9 protein-coding genes are annotated in these 16,927 nt (G+C 68.4%); 4 read left to right on the top strand and 5 right to left on the bottom strand.

The genetic code is table 11. The features are described 5' to 3' along the window. The first annotated feature begins 17 nt into the window (after positions 1-17). Positions 18-3,590, top strand: coding sequence for a pectinesterase family protein (locus tag U1H99_RS03440; protein ID WP_323140365.1), 3,573 nt, complete (start codon positions 18-20; stop codon positions 3,588-3,590). Between the two features lie 221 nt (positions 3,591-3,811). On the opposite strand, the gene U1H99_RS03435 is transcribed toward U1H99_RS03440, so the two are convergent. The 5 genes from U1H99_RS03435 to U1H99_RS03415 form a co-directional block, all read right to left on the bottom strand. Beyond that, entirely contained in the window at positions 3,812-4,615 is an 804-nt protein-coding gene (locus U1H99_RS03435) for a hypothetical protein (RefSeq protein ID WP_323140364.1), read from the bottom strand. A gap of 10 nt (positions 4,616-4,625) precedes the next feature. After that, positions 4,626-5,504 (bottom strand): NAD(P)-dependent oxidoreductase, encoded by an 879-nt coding sequence (locus U1H99_RS03430; protein ID WP_323140363.1) that lies wholly within the window; start codon positions 5,502-5,504, stop codon positions 4,626-4,628. Positions 5,505-5,599: 95 nt separating this feature from the next. Then, positions 5,600-7,546 carry a hypothetical protein gene (locus tag U1H99_RS03425; RefSeq protein WP_323140362.1) on the bottom strand — a complete coding sequence of 649 codons (1,947 nt, stop codon included), beginning with the start codon at positions 7,544-7,546 and terminating at the stop codon, positions 5,600-5,602. Continuing rightward, positions 7,543-9,351 (bottom strand): ABC transporter permease, encoded by a 1,809-nt coding sequence (locus U1H99_RS03420; protein ID WP_323140361.1) that lies wholly within the window; start codon positions 9,349-9,351, stop codon positions 7,543-7,545. The genes U1H99_RS03425 and U1H99_RS03420 overlap by 4 nt, the downstream gene beginning before the upstream one ends. Then, complete coding sequence (locus U1H99_RS03415) at positions 9,348-10,202, bottom strand: ABC transporter ATP-binding protein (protein ID WP_323140360.1); 855 nt, start codon at positions 10,200-10,202, stop codon at positions 9,348-9,350. Before U1H99_RS03415 ends, U1H99_RS03420 begins: the two co-directional genes overlap by 4 nt. 207 nt (positions 10,203-10,409) lie before the next feature. On the opposite strand from U1H99_RS03415, the gene U1H99_RS03410 reads away from it, so the two are divergent. The 3 genes from U1H99_RS03410 to U1H99_RS03400 all read left to right on the top strand — a co-directional run bounded on the left by U1H99_RS03410 (position 10,410) and on the right by U1H99_RS03400 (position 16,900). Continuing rightward, positions 10,410-13,571, top strand: coding sequence for an efflux RND transporter permease subunit (locus tag U1H99_RS03410; protein WP_323140359.1), 3,162 nt, complete (start codon positions 10,410-10,412; stop codon positions 13,569-13,571). Positions 13,572-13,639: 68 nt separating this feature from the next. Further along, positions 13,640-16,501, top strand: a complete 2,862-nt coding sequence (locus tag U1H99_RS03405) for a PAS domain-containing hybrid sensor histidine kinase/response regulator family protein (protein ID WP_323140358.1) — start codon at positions 13,640-13,642, stop codon at positions 16,499-16,501. Between the two features lie 252 nt (positions 16,502-16,753). Then, the gene (locus tag U1H99_RS03400) at positions 16,754-16,900 is read left to right on the top strand and encodes a hypothetical protein (protein WP_323140357.1); all 147 of its coding nucleotides are present in this window, start codon (positions 16,754-16,756) and stop codon (positions 16,898-16,900) included. Positions 16,901-16,927: the final 27 nt, after the last annotated feature.

Below are 16,927 nucleotides of genomic sequence, written 5' to 3'. Positions count from 1 at the left end.
GTATCGGGAGAATCCACATGACATATCGGAATGCCAGGGCCGCGCTGCGCGCGTCGGCCCTGCTCGCGGCCGCCCTTTGCGCCGCCACCTTCGGTGCCACCGTCCATGGCGCGGCCGTGGACGCGGCACGCGCCACCGCGCCGCTCGACGGCTGGGCCAGCCAGGCAGGCGGCACGGGCGGCGGCGCCAATGCGGCGACGAACCAGATCTACACCGTCACCAACCGCGCCCAGCTGCTGGCCGCGATCGTCAACGGCGGCGTGGCACCCAAGATCATCAAGCTGGTCGGCACCATCGACATGACCGAGGGCAAGCCCTACACCAGCACCGCCGACCAGTCGGCCCGCGGCGCCATCCGCCTCAAGAGCAACACCACGCTGATCGGCGACGGCGCCAACGCCGGCATCGTGAACGGCCACATCATCGTCTCCAATGTTTCGCAGATCATCGTCCGCAACCTGAAGATCGTGAACCCCTGCGACGTCGAGCCGGTCTTCGATCCGAACGACGGCGCCAGCGGCAACTGGAACGCCGCCTACGATGCGATCGGCATCAGCGGGTCGGACCACATCTGGATCGACCACAATGCCTTTACCGATGCGCCGCTGACCGACAACTACCTTCCTATCGAGAACGGTCACGTGAAGCAGTGCCACGATGGCGCGGTCGACATCACCAACGCGTCGGATTACGTGACGGTGTCGTACAACGTGTTCGGCGAACACGACAAGAACAACCTGATCGGCTCCAGCAGCTCGGCCACCGCCGACGAAGGCAAGCTGCGCGTCACCTTCAGCAACAACGTGTTCCGCGACGTGCAGTCGCGCGCGCCGCGCGTGCGCTTCGGCCAGGTCCACCTGTTCAACAATTACTACGTCGGCAGCAAGACGGCAGCGGTGTACCGCAACAGCTACAGCATCGGCCCCGGCACCAATGCCAAGGTGCTGTCGAACGCCAACGTGTTCGAGATCGCGGGCGCCGCCAATTGCGACGCCATCGTCAGGAACCCGGGCGACCCCACGGCCGGCGCCTTCAAGGACAGCGGCTCGCTGCTGAACGGCGCGGCGCTCGGCAGCTGCGCGCTGCCGGCCACGCCGGGCTGGACGCCGCCGTACGCCTTTACGCCGCGTCCGGCGGCGCTGGTCAAGGCCAATGCGCTGGCCCAGGCCGGCAGCGGCAAGCTGACCACCGCCATTACCGGCACCGGTCCGGTGGTCGTGGAGACCGGCCCGGCCCTCAATTGCCCAGCCAGTGGCCTGTACTTCTGCGACGACTTCCAGGACGGCGGCACCGCCAAGTGGAACCTGTTGCCGGTTTCAGGTCCGAACGGATCCTTCCGGGTGGTCGACGAAGCGGCCGGCAGCCCGAGCAAGGTGCTGCAGTACACGGCGGCCACCACCGGCGGTGTGCTGGCGCTGGTCAAGCCGGAGGCATTCGGCGGCGTGCCGTCTGGCGACTATTACGTCGAGGCGCGCATCAAGCCGATGGCCAACAGCAGCACCGGCAACAAGCAGCTGTACCTGGTCACGCGCTACGTCGACGCGAACAACTGGTACGGCGGCGGCCTGAACGTCCAGAGCAGCACCACCAGCACGCAAGTCGAAATCGCCAAGATGCTGGCCGGTTCGCTCAGCCGTCCTTTCCAGTCGCGCCAGCCGATCGCGATGGATACCCAGTTCTATACCGTGCGTTTCGAACTGATCGGCAGCACCCTCACCGTCTACCTGGACGGCAGGAAGCTGGGGTCGATCACCGACACCGCATTCACCCAGCGCGGCCTGATCGGCCTATACACGGCCAACAAATCGTTCCAGATCGACGACGTGCGCGTCGGCGACCCGCGCCAGAAGCCGGTGCAGCTGACCCTCGATCCCGCCGCGCTCACCTACAGCGCCGAAGCGGGCGATGCGCCCTTGAACGTCGCGGTCACCGCCGTCACCGCGGACAACACGCCGGATGCCTTCACGGTCGCCTCCAGCAATCCGAACGTGGTCAGCGCGGTCGCCAGCGGCAATACCGTGACCTTGACGCCGCTGGCGGCCGGCAGCGCCAGCATCGTGTTCACCAGCGGCTCGGAGCCGTCGCTGACGCGCACCATCGCCGCCACGGTCGGCGCGCAATTCGTGCAGCCGGTCCAGACCTATCCGCTGCAGGGCGCCAGCCAGCCGGCCCCGCAAGCCGGCGCGGTCAACGTCGATGGTGCCTTGAAACTGACCTTCGACCGGCCGCCGACCCTGGGCACCACCGGCAGCATCCGCATCTTCCGCAAGAGCGACGATGCGCTGGTCGACGTGATCCGCTTGAGCGGCGAATCCGATGCGCTCGGCTATCCGGGCCAGGCGCTGGTGCGGCGCGTGAACACGGCGCCGATCCGGATCGATGGCAACACGGCGACTATCGTCCCGCACGCCAACAAGCTGGCCTACGGCACCGCGTACTACGTCGCCATCGCGGACGGCGTGTTCACCGGCACCACGCTCGGCGGCCTGCCCTTCGTGGGCATCGGCAAGCTGGGCGGCTGGTCGTTTACGACGAAAGCGGCGCCGCCGAGCGCCACCACGCTCACGGTGGACGACGACGGCGCCGCCGATTTCCGCACCGTGCAGGGCGCGCTGAACCATGCGATGGGGGCGGTACCGAAGGCGACGCCGGTCACGATCAACGTGAAGAACGGCATCTACGAGGAGCTGCTGTACCTGAATGGCAAGGACAACGTCACGATCCGGGGCGAAAGCCGCGACGGCGTGACGATCCGCTACACCAACAACGAGACACTGAACCCGGGCACCGGATCGAGCCAGTCGCCCACCATCGCCGGCTCGCCGGCCGGCGGGCGCGCCGTGATGCTGGTCGAAGCGGCGGACATGCTGGTGCTCGACAACCTGAGCATGACGAACACGACCATCCGTTCGGCATCGATCTCGGGCCAGGCGGAAACCGTGTACTTCAACAGCGATACGCGCCTGGTGGCCAAGAACGCCAGCTTCTACAGCGAGCAGGACACGCTCAACCTGAAGGGCTGGGCATGGTTCTACAACACGCTGGTGGCGGGCAACGTCGACTTCATCTGGGGCAGCAGCCATGCGGCGCTGTTCGAGAACAGCGAGATCCGCAGCGTCGGCGACAGCGCCAGCGCGACCTCGGGCGGCTACGTGCTGCAGGCACGGGTGCCGGTCGCCGCCGACATCGGCTACGTGTTCCTCAACAGTGCGTTGACCCACGGTCCCGGTCCCGGCCCGAACCACGGCGACGTGCCGGCCGGTACGACCTACCTGGCACGCAGCCCGGGCGGGACCGCGAGCTGGGACAACATCGCCTTCGTCAACTGCAAGATGGACAGCCACGTGGCGGCCGCAGGCTGGGCCGGCCTGGGCGTGAACGGCCAGCCGGCACCGAATCCGGCCGTACCGAGCGCGGACGCCGGCTGGCGCGAGTATGGCAGCACCACGCTGGCCGGGGTGCCGATCGACCTGCGCTTGCGGGTGGGTGGGTATGCCTTGACCGATGCCGAGGTGGCGGCACGCTTTGCGACGCGGGCCAAGGTGTTTGCGGGTTACGGTGGCGGGGCGGGGTGGAATCCGCAGCCTTGATCTTGCGTTCGCAACTCGTAACTAGTAACTAGTACCGCACACTATGCACGTCGTCCCCGCGAAGGCGGGGATCCAAGTTTGCTTGAACAGCCTACAGCACATGCTATTGGCTCGCCACGAACTTGGACCCCCGCCTTCGCGGGGGCGACGTGCAAACGCTAACGAAGCAACAAGCTTCAGCTAAGCCAGCACCCAGCACCCAGCACCAGCACCAGCACACCTTACTTCGGCATCAAATGCCGAAACGTCGGCTCGATATGCTTCGCGTGCAGAAACCTGACGATATCCTCCAGCGTCGCATCCTTCAGCAGCAATCCCTCCGGCGCCGCCACCGGCTGCGCCGCCGGCACGCTATCCACCGCCGGAGCGACGACCGGTGCCACGACCGGTGCCACGGGTGCGGCAGGCAGCGCCCCCCTTCCCTGCTGCAGCTTGCCCAGCGCCGCCTCGAACTGCGCCGCCCCGATGCTGTCCAGCCCATCCAGGAAAGCCACCTGCCCGGCTGCCGGCGGCGCCATCTCCAGCCCGGATTCGTCGGCGAACGACGCCCCCATGCCGGGGTGGATGAAGGCTGCCCACTTGCCGCTGCGCGGGTTCAGGCAGGGTGGCAGGTAGACCGGTGCGGTGGCGGCGTCCGGCGCCAGGTCGGTCTCGGGAAAGTAGGCTTGCTTGAGCGCGGCCAGGAAGTCCTGGGCGCGCGTGGTGGGCACCGGCGTTTCCAGCGACAGCCACAAATAATAAGCGTTGGCGCCGTCGATGCTGACCGCCGGCGCCGGCAGGCCGAGTTCGCCCTGCAGCGCATTCGCCACCTCGCACAGCCGGGTCCAGTGCTGGCCTTCGGTGGCGAAGGCCAGCTTGCGGAACGGGATCGCCAGCGCGCGCGTCAGGTTGTCTGCGGTGGTCAGCTTGATGGCCAGCGTGGTCTTGCCCTGCAGGTGCTGGGCCAGCGCCTCGCGCGTCAGCGCTTCGGGAGCCAGGTACAGGCGCGTCAGTTCCGCGGCCAGCTTGTCGGTAAGGTTGTCCACGAATGCCCCGTCAGACCAGGCCGCCGCGGCGCGCCGCGTTCTTGCCCAGCGCCGCCAGGTCGAGGTCGGCGTCGCCGGCGTCCACGGCTTCCTTCAGCACGCCCTGCAGGGCATCGCCGAAGGCCAGCGGCAAGCCCTGTGCCCGGCCGGCTTCCACCGCCAGGCGCACGTCCTTCTGGCCGAGCGACAGCTTGAAGCCCGCCGGGCTGTAGCGCGCCTCGGCGATCATGCCGCCATAGCCCTTGTAGACCGGCGAGCCGGCGAACAGGGTGCTGGTGATCAGGTCGACGAAATTCGCCGCCGGCACGCCGTGCGCGCGCGCCAGCGCGGCGCCCTCTCCGGTGGCTTCGATGGCGCAGGCCAGCGTCAGGTTGCAGGCCAGCTTGATGGCGTTGGCCTGTTCCGGCGCGTCGCCGAAGCGCCAGGTCTTCTGACCCAGCAGGTCGAGCAGCGGCTGCACGCGGGCGATCAGCTCGTCGCTGCCACCGGCCAGGATGTTCAGCTTGCCGGCCGCGGCGACGTCGACCCGGCCCAGCACCGGCGCCGCCACGTAGCCGACGCCGCGCGCCACGTGCAGGTCGGCCATCTCGCGCGCAAAGGCGACCGAGACGGTGGCCATGTTGACGTGGATGCTGCCGGGCGCCATCGCGTCCAGCACGCCGCCGTCGATCAGCACGGCGCGGGTGGCGGCGTCGTCGGCCAGCATCGTGAACACGACGTCGGCGATGCCGCACTCGGCGGGCGTGGCGGCGGCCTTGGCGCCCTGTTGCGCCAGTGCCTGCACCGGTTCAGGGCTGCGGTTCCAGACGTGGACGATCTGGCCGGCACGCAGCAGGTTGGTGGCCATGTGCTGGCCCATGGCGCCGAGGCCGAGGAAGGCGATGGTCATTCTTGTTGCTCCTTTATCCGACAGCGAAATAAAACGCTATTAGAGCAGCAATCCCGCCGGCCCGCAGAGGACGGCGCCAATCGGACCGTCAGCCGTCACGGTCCGGCGACGGCGGCCCGGTCCAGCGGCAGGCACTGCCAGGGCTCGACCATGTCGTAAAAGCGGTTGCGCACGCCCAGCTGGTAGCACACCTGGTTGCCGGCCACCCGGGACAGCGGCAGCCAGGCCACCGGGCGGCCTTTGATACGGGCGTCGCGTTCCAGGTGGTCCACCGCCGTCACGTCGTCGAGCCGGCTGTCGGGGCGCGGCCGGAACTGCACCACCAGCTGCTCGCCGGCGGCCAGCGGCCGGTCCAGCTGCACCGCGATGCCGGCCTGGCCGGGCGCGCGCACCAGCAGCCCGCGCGGACGCGCCATGGCGTCGATTGCAGGTCCGGCGTCATCGCTCCAGCGCCGCAACTGCAGCGCGTAGTCGTTCAACACCAGGTTGAGGTCGAAGCCGGCCTGCTGGAAGGCGCTGCGGTACAGCTCATAGCCCTGGAGCTCGGGCGGGAACGCGGGCTTGCCGAGCGCCTCCAATATCCGCCGCGGCGCCTCGTCGCCGTAGCGCCTGACGACAATCTCGATCAGCGCGGCGCCGAGCGGATACTGCAGCCGCCAGTCGAGCTGGCGCTCCAGCGTGCGGTTGTCGAGCAGCGACTCCTGGTTCAGCAGCTTGCGCCGGAACAGGGTCGCCAGCGCCAGCTGTTCGCGCGCGCGCAGCGCCTTGTCGCGTAAATAGGAGGGCTCGGCCCAGTGCGCTAGTCCCTCGTTGAACAGCGACATCCGGTCGAGGTCGCGCGCATGCTCGCCGCCGGCGATCCAGCCGGCCATCACGTGCACCGTCTCGTGCACCAGCGTCTCGTGCCAGTCGGGCTCCAGGGTGATGCGGATGCGGTTGTGGGCGGCCAGGCCGGCGGTGTGGCGGATGCTGCCGGACAGGTCGACGTCGATGCGGGGCGGGTCCTTGACCTCGATCGACAGCGCCTCGGCCGCGGTGGCGAAGGCGGCGTCGGCCGCCTTCAGGTCGGCCTCGTCGACGCGGCGGCCGGCGGGGATATTGAAGCTGTAGTGGGCCGTGACGAACTTGCGGGCAGCCGGCGCGGCCGCGTGCGCCGGGCTGCGGCCCGCTTTCGCCGCGGGCTGGCCGCTGGTGGCGACGGCCACGGCGTCGTCGTCGGTCCCCGGGCCGTCGCCTTCCGTGTCTTGTGCCTGGAAGATCGCCACCGCGCCGGCCACCAGCGCAGTAGCACACAGCACGAACACGATCCCGCGGTGCTGCGCCAGCCGCGCCAGGCGCTGCATGCCGGCCCCGCCGGCGCCGGCAAACACCCGGTAGGCGAGCGCCAGGCAGACCAGGATCAGCGCGGCGCTGGCCCAGACGGTGTCGCCGCCCAGGCCCTGGGTCGACCAGCCGGCGGCGACCAGCTGGGTCGGATCGAGGGCATCGGCGATGCGCGGCTGGGTGCTGCGCAGCAGGGTGACGACGGCCACGGCCAGCGCCAGCAGGGCCCACGCCAGGTAGCGCACGAAGCCGAACAGCACGCCCAGCGCCAGCCCGGCCGCCACCAGCAGCGCGTAGCGCGGCGCCAGCCAGAGCAGCGCCGAGGCCGCGATCGGTTCGTCGACCGAATGGCGCAGCAGCAGGTGCAGCAGTCCGCCCAGCAGCGGCGTCGCGAAGGCATACGCGAACAGGCAGCTCCAGGCGACCGCCAGCTTGGCCAGGAACACGTCGGCGCGGCGCAGCGGCAGGCCGTCGAGGAAGGCCAGCGTGCCGTCCTCGACCTCGCGCGCCAGCAGGCCGCTGCCCATGGCAAAGGCCAGCAGCAACGAGAGCGCCGCATCCTCGATCCAGGGCGCGGTGCCGAGCAGCACATGGGTACGGTGCAGGCCCTGCAGGTCGCTCACGGCCAGCTCGAGCAGGTCGAGCAGCAGCATGACCACCAGCAGCCAGACGAAAGGCCGCATGCCGGTCCATTCCTTGGCGAGCAGGACGCGCTTCATGGCAGGGCCGCGCGCACGGCGCCGATGCGATAGCGGCAGGCCAGGCCAGTGTCGTAGGCCTCGGCCACGACCAGCACGCGGCTGCCGCCGGTAAACGTGGCCGGGAGCAAGCCGCTGGCGGCGCCGGCCCGGTAAGTTGCATCCGGACCGGCGCTCGATTCCCCGGGGTGCAGCGTCTTATAGCCCAGCATCAGGCCAGTGGCCGGCGCACCCAGGATGCGGTAGCGCAGCTCGAACATGGCGCCGGCCAGCCTGGCCGGCTGTACCTGCAGCGTAGTGGGCGGCGCCGGCAGCGGCGCCAGCTGCATGGCCTGGGCAAGCTGAGGCAAGGGCACGCCGGCCTGCGCCAGCAGGTCCGCCGTGGTGGCTACCCGCAGCAGGCTGCGCGCATCGTCGGTGGTGTGCTGGGCCAGGGCGGCGCGCATCAGCGCCTGGAAGCCCTCGGCGCCGAGGCGCGCGTGCAAGACCTGCATGGCGCGCCAGGCGTAGGCGGCGCCCAGGCAGTCGCCCAGCAGCTGGTCGGTGGTCTCGGACTGGCGCAACGCGCGCTCGGGGTCGAGGCCATGCGCATGCAGCAGGCGCGCGGCAAAGGCGGCGCGCCGCTGCAGCAGCGCGGCATAGCCTTCGGTACGTTCGGCCTCCCACCAGGCGCTGAAGCCGCGCAGCAGCCAGGTGCGGTCTTCGCGCCAGTCGTAGGCGGGGGACTGGTCGAGGATCTGGGCGATCCTGGCCATCTCCTGCAACTGCGGCAGCGCCAGGTCGGGCGCGCCGAGCGCGGCCCGCACCACCAGTTGCCCGCGGCCGGCCCTGCCGAAGCCGATGTCGTCCGCTTCGCGCCAGGCATCGGGCACCAGCGACAGCGGCGCCAGCCGCCCCAGGCCGAGCCAGGCCTGCAGCGCCGCCAGGTCGGACGACATGGATTCGGCCAGCCGGTCCGGGGCCACGCCGCCGACCTTGCCGGTCCAGCCGACCTGCACCGCGGGTTCGGCCTGGCTGGACACGGCCTGCTCGAGCCGGAACGGCTGCGGCGGCACGCGTTTCTCGAGCAGTGTCGACAGCGCGAACACGGCACCGAAGGCGAACGCCAGCAGCGTGCGCGCGCCGGCCGACAAGCGCCGTGCCAGCACCACCACCAGCGCCCCGCGCGCCGACAGCGCCATCAGCAGCGCCGCCGCCAGCAGGCCGCCGGCCATGGCCGCGGTGATCGCGATCTCGCGCCAGGGCGGCTGCACCCCTTCCAGCGCCATCGCCTCGCCCGCCACCAGGAACGGCGGCCATTGCGTCATCGGCTGCTGCAGGTGGACGCTCAGCAGGACCACGCCCAGGAGCAGCAGGCCCCACAGCGCGAAGCGGAAGCGCAGGGTCAGCGCGATGGCGAAGGCGCCGGCATACACGAAGGCCAGGAACACCAGACTGCGCAAGGCCATCAGGCCCACCAGGCCGCCATTCAGGTAGACCTGGTGGCGCGCCGCGTACAGCATCAGGCCGAACGCCGGCACCAGGAACAGCAGCAACCCGATCCAGCCGGCCAGCCACTTGGTCAGCAAGACCGTGCCGCGCCCGATCGGCAGCGATTCCAGGAACAGCTGGGTGCCGAGGCCGTATTCGCGCATCACCAGGCGGTTGGGCAGCAGGATGGCGGCCGGCACGCCGAACCCCAGCAGCAGGCTGCGCCAGGCCGCCAGCGGCGAGATCGCGCTCCGCGCCTGGATCCACATCAGCAGGAACATCAGGCCGCCGATCAGGTACAGCAGCAGCATGAAGCGCCAGTGTTCGCGCGCCTCCTTGCGCAGCAGCGCGATCATGCGCTCTGGACTTCGTCGGTGCGGGCGAAGGCCAGGAAGATGTCTTCCAGGCCCAGCGCCTCCACCCGTGCGCCCGGCGGCAGGCCGGCCGCGTCCCAGGCGCCGGCGCCGGCGCGGTAGACGTCGCCGCGCACCTGCTCGAAGCCGGGATTTGCGAAAGGCTGGTCGAGGCCGGCGATGCGCCGCACCTGCGCGCGCAGGCTGGCGATCGTGCCTTCGAAGCGCGTCGCGCCGGCCTGGATGATGCCGACCCGCCCCGCCACCTGCTCCACTTCGCCGACCAGGTGCGAGGAAAACATCACGGTGGTGCCCTGCTCGCGCTGCAGCTCGATCAACTGGTCGTTGAATTCGCGGCGCGCCACCGGATCCAGTCCGGTGGTCGGCTCGTCCAGCAGCAGCAGTTCCGGACGCGGGGCAAAAGCGAGCGCCAGCGCCAGCTTGGTGCGGGTGCCGCCCGACATGGCGGACGCCTTGCGGTCGGTCGGGATGTCGAGGCGGCGCAGCAGGCGTTCGAAGCCGGCATCGTCCCAATGCGGATAGAAGCCGCCGACGAAACGGCCGAGCTGGCGCGCCGTCATCCATGGATAGAAATGCGGCTCCTGGGGCACGAAGCCGATGCGCCGCTTGAGCCGCACCGGCACCGAGCGCACCGCCTCGCCGAATAGTTCGATGCGGCCGGCATCCGGCGCAATCAAACCCATCAGCAGGCGCAGCGTGGTGGTCTTGCCGGCGCCGTTACGGCCGAGGAAGCCGTAGATCTCGCCTTCGGGCACGGCCAGGTCCAGGCCATCCAGGGCCAGCACCTTGCCGAAGCGGTGCGTGATGTGTTCGAGGCGCAGCGAGCAATTCATCGGAAAGCGATTTTGTGAAATGTGTTGATAGTAATGCAAATTTCAGATGATCAATTTTCTAAACGTGGATAGTTGCAAAAAACATACGCCTATCCCGACCAGCAATCAAACGGCGCCCGTAAACACAGGCGAAACGCCGCGCCACCCGTTTTACCTTCAGGGTAAGCTGACTGTTCAACTGAACATCCAGACGCGCAAAAGGACAGCATGCCGCAGTTTTTCATCAGGCGCCCGATCTTCGCCATCGTCCTCTCCTTGCTGATCATGCTGGGGGGCGGGCTTTCCATCTTCTCGCTGCCGGTCGAGCAGTTCCCGCCGATCGCGCCGCCCTCGGTGCAGATCAACGCCAACTATGCCGGCGCCTCGGCGTCGACCATGCAGAACACCGTGGTCCAGGTGATCGAGCAGCAGATGAGCGGGATCGACAAGCTGATGTACATGGCCTCGACCAGCGACGACAGCGGCCGCTCGACCACGACGCTGACCTTCGAGACCGGTGCCGACCCCGACATCGCCCAGGTACAGGTGCAGAACAAGCTGCAGCTGGCGATCCCCCAGCTGCCGACCCAGGTGCAGCAGTCCGGCGTGCGCGTGACCAAGTCGAGTCCCTCCTTCCTGATGGTGATCGGCTTCGTGTCGACCAACCACAGCATGAGCAAGTACGACATCGCCAACTTCCTGGTCTCCAAGGTCCAGGATCCGATCAGCCGCGTCAACGGCGTGGGCGACCTGAACGTGTACGGCACCCAGTATGCGATGCGGATCTGGCTCGACCTCTCGAAGCTCAACTCGTTCCAGCTGAACCCGACCGACGTCACCGCCGCTCTCACCGCCCAGAACGTGCAGGTCTCGGCCGGCCAGCTGGGCGGACTGCCGGCCACCGGCAACCCGCAGGTGGCGGCCACCATCACCCAGGCCACGCTGCTGCGCACGGTCGAGGACTTCGGCGCCGTGGTGCTCAAGACCCAGCAGAACGGCGCGCTGGTGCGCCTGCGCGACGTCGCGCGCATCGAGCGCGGCCCGGAAAACTTCATCGTCGACAACCGCTACAACGGCGAGCCGGCGTCCGGCCTCGGCATCCAGCTGGCGCCCGGCGCCAACGCGCTCGAGACGGCGGAGCTGGTGCGCGCCCGCATCGCCGAGCTGCAGCCGGTGTTCCCGGCCGGCTTGAAGGTGGTGTACCCGAACGACGTCACGCCCTTCATCCAGGTCTCGATCCATGAAGTGGTCAAGACCCTGCTCGAGGGCATCGTGCTGGTGGTGCTGGTGATGTACCTGTTCATGCAGAACATCCGCGCCACCCTGATCCCGTCGATCACGGTGCCGGTGGTCCTGCTCGGCACCTTCGGGCTGATGGCGGCGCTCGGCTTCACCATCAACACGCTGTCGATGTTCGGCCTGGTGCTGGCGATCGGCCTGCTGGTCGACGATGCCATCGTGGTGGTCGAGAACGTCGAGCGCATCATGCGCGAGGAAAAGCTGCCGGCCAGGGAAGCGACGTCCAAGGCAATGAGCCAGATCAGCGGCGCACTGATCGGCGTGGCGATGGTGCTGTGCGCGGTGTTCGTGCCGGTGGCCTTCTCGCCGGGGACCGTGGGCGCGATCTACCGCCAGTTCGCGCTGACCATCGTGGTGTCGATGCTGCTGTCGGTGTTCGTGGCGCTGTCGCTCTCGCCGGCCCTGTGCGCGATCCTGCTCAAGGATTCGGCCGAACACGATCACGGCTTCTTCGGCTGGTTCAACCGCACCTTCGAAAGCACCCGCGCCCACTACATGCGCGGCGTGAAGGGGGTGGCCAGGCGCTGGGTGCTGTGGATGCTGGTGTTCGCCGCCTCGCTGGCGGCGACCGCGTTCATGTTCCTGCGCCTGCCGACCTCCTTCTTGCCGAACGAAGACCAGGGCTACATGTTCGTGCAGGTGCAGACCCCGGCCGGCGCCACCCAGAACCGCACCGGGCAGGTGCTCGACGAGATCAGCCAGTATCTGCTGCGCGACGAAAAGGCGATGGTCGACGCCACCTTCACCGTCAACGGCAACAACAACGCCGGCCGCAGCCAGAGCCAGGGCCAGATCTTCGTGCGCCTGAAGGACTGGGACGACCGCAAGGACGAGGAACTGGGCGTCGAGGCGTTATCTAGCCGCATCAAGAACCGCTTCAGCAGCAGCAACGTGGCCATCATCTTCCCCACCAGCCCGCCGCCGATCCGCGGCCTGGGCAACGCCGCCGGCTTCGACCTGCAGCTGCAGGACCGCGGCGGCCTCGGGCACGATGCCCTGGCGCAGGCACGCGACCAGCTGCTGGCCGCGGCGCGCAGCCATCCGGCGCTGGCCCAGGTGCGCTACAACGGCGTGGCCGACAGCCCCGGCTTCAAGGTCGACGTCGACCGCGAAAAGGCCGGCGCCTTCGGCGTCGCCCCCGCCGACATCGACCAGGCCTTCTCGATCGCCTGGGGCTCGCGCTACGTCAACAACTTCCTCGATACCGATAACCGCATCAAGCGCGTCTACGTACAGGCCGATGCGCCCTTCCGCATGAATCCCGAGGACCTGGGCAAGCTGTACGTGCGCAGCCAGTCGGGCAGCATGGTGCCGCTGACGGCGGTGGCCAGCGGCCAATGGACCAGCGGCCCGTCGCAGCTGCAGCGCTACAACGGCGTCGAGTCGATGAACATCCAGGGCCAGGGCGCGGCCGGACGCAGCTCGGGCGAGGCGATGGAAGCGATGGAAGAATTGGCGAAAGCCCTGCCCAAAGGGATCGGCATCGCCTGGACCGGCACCTCCTACCAGCAGCAGCAATCGGGCAACCAGGCGCCGCTGCTGTATGCGCTGTCGATCCTGGTGGTGTTCCTCAGCCTGGCCGCGCTGTACGAAAGCTGGTCGATCCCGGTGGCGGTGATCCTGGTGGTGCCGATCGGCGTGCTGGGCGCGCTGGCGGCGACCATGGCGCGCGGGCTGACCAACGACGTGTACTTCCAGGTCGGCCTGCTGGTGACGATCGGCCTGTCGGCCAAGAACGCGATCCTGGTGGCCGAGTTCGCGCACGCGCGCCAGGCCGAAGGCGCCAGCGCCTTCGATGCCGCCGTCGAAGCGGCCCACATGCGGATCCGGCCGATCCTGATGACCTCGCTCGCCTTCATCCTGGGCGTGCTGCCGCTGGCGATCTCGCGCGGCGCCGGCGCCGCCAGCCAGCATGCGATCGGCACCGGCGTCATCGGCGGGATGCTGACCGCGACCCTGGTGGCGCCGCTGATGATCCCGATGTTCTATATCGTGGTGGCGCGCCTGTTCGGCGGGCGCAAGAAGGCTGCGCCTCCGGGCGAAGCCGACAAGCCGCAGACGGCCGAGCTGGATGCGGCAGGCAGGGACTGAATCGTGAACAGAAAAACCACATGGTTGGGCGATAATGGCGGTATGGCACCGCAACCCGCTTCCGCTGTATGAACCTTACCCATGCATTCCCACCCGGCGGCGGCCAGACCGGCGCCGCGATCCGTGCGCGCGACTGGTCCGGGTCGCCGCTCGGCGCCGCCGAGACCTGGTCGACCACCCTGCGCGCCACCCTGAATGTGGTGCTGGCCTCGGCCTTCCCGGCCTTTATCGTCTGGGGGCCGGAACGCGTCACGCTGTACAACGACGCCTATGCCGGCATCCTGCACGACAAGCACCCGGGCGCCATCGGCCTGCCCTTTTGCGAGGTGTGGCCGGAAATCTGGGACGTGCTGGCGCCGCTGGTGCATCGCACGATGGTCGAGGGCGAAAGCTTCATGATGGAAGACCTGCCCCTGCTCATGCTGCGCAAGGGCTATCCGGAAGACACCTGGTTCACTTATTCGTACGCGCCGCTGCGCGAGGATGACGGCCCGATCCTCGGCCTGCTGTGCACCTGCATCGAGACCACCGAAGCGGTCCAGTCCCGCAAGCAGCGTGCCGCCAGCGAAGCGGCGCTGCGCAAGAGCGAGGCAGCCGCGCGCGAGAATGGCGAGCGCGTGCAGCTGGCGCTGGCAGCCGGCGCCATCATCGGCACCTGGTTCTGGGACTTGCCTAGCGACCGCTTTACGGTGGACGAAGCGTTTGCCCGTTCCTTCGGCCTCGACCCGGCCCTTGGCCGCGAAGGGCTGAGCCTGGCCCAGGTGGTGGCCACCGTCCACCCGGACGACCAGGCCGGGCTGGCAGCCGCGATCCAGGATGTGCGCACGCACGGCGGCCATTACGCCCACCAGTACCGGGTGCGGCGCGCCGATGGCCGCTATTACTGGATCGAAGCCAACGGCCGGGTCGACCTGGCGCCGGACGGCACCGGACTGTACTTCCCGGGCGTGCTGATCGACGTGGAAAAGCGGCGCGCGGTCGAGGCCGAGCGCGACCAGGCGATCGTCAAGCTGCGCGCACTGAACGCGGAACTCGAACAGAAAGTCGTCGCCCAGGCGCTGGCGCGCGGCCGCACCTGGCAGGTCAGCCCGGACATCCTGGGCGTGCTGAATGCCGACGGCCGCTTCGAAGCCTCGAATCCGGCCTGGGAAGCGACGCTCGGCTGGGCCGAGGAAGAAGTCGCGCGCATGCATTTCACCGATTTCATCCACCCCGACGACCTGGCCCGGACCGAGGCGACCTGGCACGACATCCTGGCACGCAACCTGCCGGCGCTGCGCTTCGAGAACCGCTACCGCCACAAGGACGGCGGCTGGCGCTGGCTGTCGTGGGTGGCGGTGCAGGACGACGCCAAGGTGTACTGCTCGGCGCGCGACGTCACGGTCGAGAAGGAAGCCGAGGCGGCGCTGGCCGAGCGCACGGCGGAGCGCGACCGCATGTGGGACACCTCGCCCGACCTGCTGCTGGTGATCGGCTTCGACGGCGTGTTCCAACGCGTGAACCCGGCCTGGACCACGCTGCTCGGCTATGCGCCCGACGAACTGGTCGGCCATTACGTCAACGAGTTCGTGGTCGAGGAAGACCACGCGCAGACGGTCGACGCCTACGTCGAGGCGGCCGCAGGCGGCATGCCGCGCATGGTCAACCGCTACCGCCACAAGGACGGCTCGCTGCGCTGGATTTCCTGGGCCGCGGTCGCGGAAGGCAAGCTGACCTATGCGACCGGGCGCGATATCACCCTGGAGCGCGAGCGCCAGGCCGAGCTGGAAGTGGCGCAGGAGCAGCTGCGCCAGGCGCAGAAGATGGAAGCCGTGGGCCAGCTCACCGGCGGCCTGGCGCACGACTTCAACAACCTGCTGGCCGGGATCACGGGCAGCCTGGAACTCATGAAGATGCGCATGGCGCAGGGCCGCCATGAAGACATCGAACGCTACATGACGGTGGCGATGGGGGCCAGCCGGCGCGCCGCCGCGCTGACGCACCGCCTGCTGGCCTTCTCGCGCCGCCAGACGCTGGCGCCGAAGCCGACCGACGCCAACGCGCTGGTCGGCGGGCTGCTGGACATGATCCGGCGCACGGTCGGACCGGGCATCGAGGTGGAAGCGGTCTGCATCAGCGGCCTGTGGCCGACGCTGGTGGACCAGCCGCAGCTGGAAAACGCGCTGCTCAACCTGTGCATCAACGCGCGCGACGCGATGCCGGACGGCGGCCGCATCACCATCGAGACCGCCAACCGCTGGGTCGACCGCCACGGTGCGAAAACGCTCGACATGCCGGAGGGCCAGTACATCTCGCTGAGCGTGTCCGACACCGGCACCGGCATGACGCCGGACGTGATCGCCAAGGCCTTCGATCCCTTCTTCACGACGAAACCGCTGGGCCAGGGCACCGGCCTGGGCTTGTCGATGATCTACGGCTTCGCCCAGCAATCCGGCGGCCAGGTGCGCATCTATTCCGAAGTGGGCCACGGCACCATGGTCTCGATCTACCTGCCGCGCAACCGCGGCGCCGCCGACCCCGACGACGCCCCACCCGCCCTGCCCCTGGCCGCCCAGGCCGGCGCCGGCGAGACGGTGCTGGTGGTGGACGACGAACCAGCGGTGCGCATGCTGGTCACCGACATCCTGCACGACCTCGGCTACACCGCCATCGAAGCCGCCGACGGCAGCGACGGCCTCAAGATCCTGCAATCGCAGGCGCGCATCGACCTGCTGATTTCCGACGTCGGCCTGCCGGGCATGATGAACGGCCGCCAGATGGCGGACGCGGCGCGGGTCAACCGGCCTGGCCTGAAGGTACTGTTCATTACCGGATTCGCAGAGAATGCGCTGTTGAACAACGGACAGCTGGAGCCGGGCATGTCGGTTTTGACGAAACCGTTTCCGGTCGATACGCTGGCGGCAAGGATTCGGGAGTTGATCTCTGCATAGGAGGCAAGCAGGCATCTTCACCGCTTTCTATTGCAATCCGTCATTGCTTGCGTCCAAGCATCCCCGTGTCTGATGATGCTTGGCAATACTTGCTTTATTTCTTCATGGCCTATTTTTCTCGAATAATGAATTTTCGTCAAAGTCGAGAATGCCCGCGCTAATAGACTGTGCTTCCCTCAGCGTTGCTCATCAAGCAAATGACAGAGGGCGTGCGGGTGTGCACTCGCATCGAACACAAACGTGAGGAAAACCATGAACGACCGTATCCAGCAAGTCGAAAACGATATCGTTGAAGTCTCCGTGAACGAAGTGATGGCTGCCGAAGGTGAGTTGGCCGGGATTTGCACCTCTGCGACGGTCTGCATCGAAGCAACCAGCAGGTTCATCTCTGGCCTGTAATGCCGGCCTTTCCAGGGCGTCCGCGTC

The organism is Massilia phyllosphaerae, assembly GCF_034659755.1.
Lineage (GTDB): Bacteria > Pseudomonadota > Gammaproteobacteria > Burkholderiales > Burkholderiaceae_D > Telluria > Telluria phyllosphaerae.
Note: the sequence above shows the minus strand (reverse complement) of the source record. Positions and strands in the feature narration are given on the sequence as shown.

What these genes read in the sequence shown, in the direction of transcription:
- U1H99_RS03440 (WP_323140365.1), top strand. Translation starts at nt 18, where the DNA reads ATGACATATCGGAATGCCAGGGCCGCGCTGCGCGCGTCGGCCCTGCTC.
- U1H99_RS03430 (WP_323140363.1), bottom strand. Translation starts at nt 5,504, where the DNA reads ATGACCATCGCCTTCCTCGGCCTCGGCGCCATGGGCCAGCACATGGCC.
- U1H99_RS03425 (WP_323140362.1), bottom strand. Translation starts at nt 7,546, where the DNA reads ATGAAGCGCGTCCTGCTCGCCAAGGAATGGACCGGCATGCGGCCTTTC.
- U1H99_RS03420 (WP_323140361.1), bottom strand. Translation starts at nt 9,351, where the DNA reads ATGATCGCGCTGCTGCGCAAGGAGGCGCGCGAACACTGGCGCTTCATG.
- U1H99_RS03415 (WP_323140360.1), bottom strand. Translation starts at nt 10,202, where the DNA reads ATGAATTGCTCGCTGCGCCTCGAACACATCACGCACCGCTTCGGCAAG.
- U1H99_RS03410 (WP_323140359.1), top strand. Translation starts at nt 10,410, where the DNA reads ATGCCGCAGTTTTTCATCAGGCGCCCGATCTTCGCCATCGTCCTCTCC.
- U1H99_RS03405 (WP_323140358.1), top strand. Translation starts at nt 13,640, where the DNA reads ATGAACCTTACCCATGCATTCCCACCCGGCGGCGGCCAGACCGGCGCC.
- U1H99_RS03400 (WP_323140357.1), top strand. Translation starts at nt 16,754, where the DNA reads ATGAACGACCGTATCCAGCAAGTCGAAAACGATATCGTTGAAGTCTCC.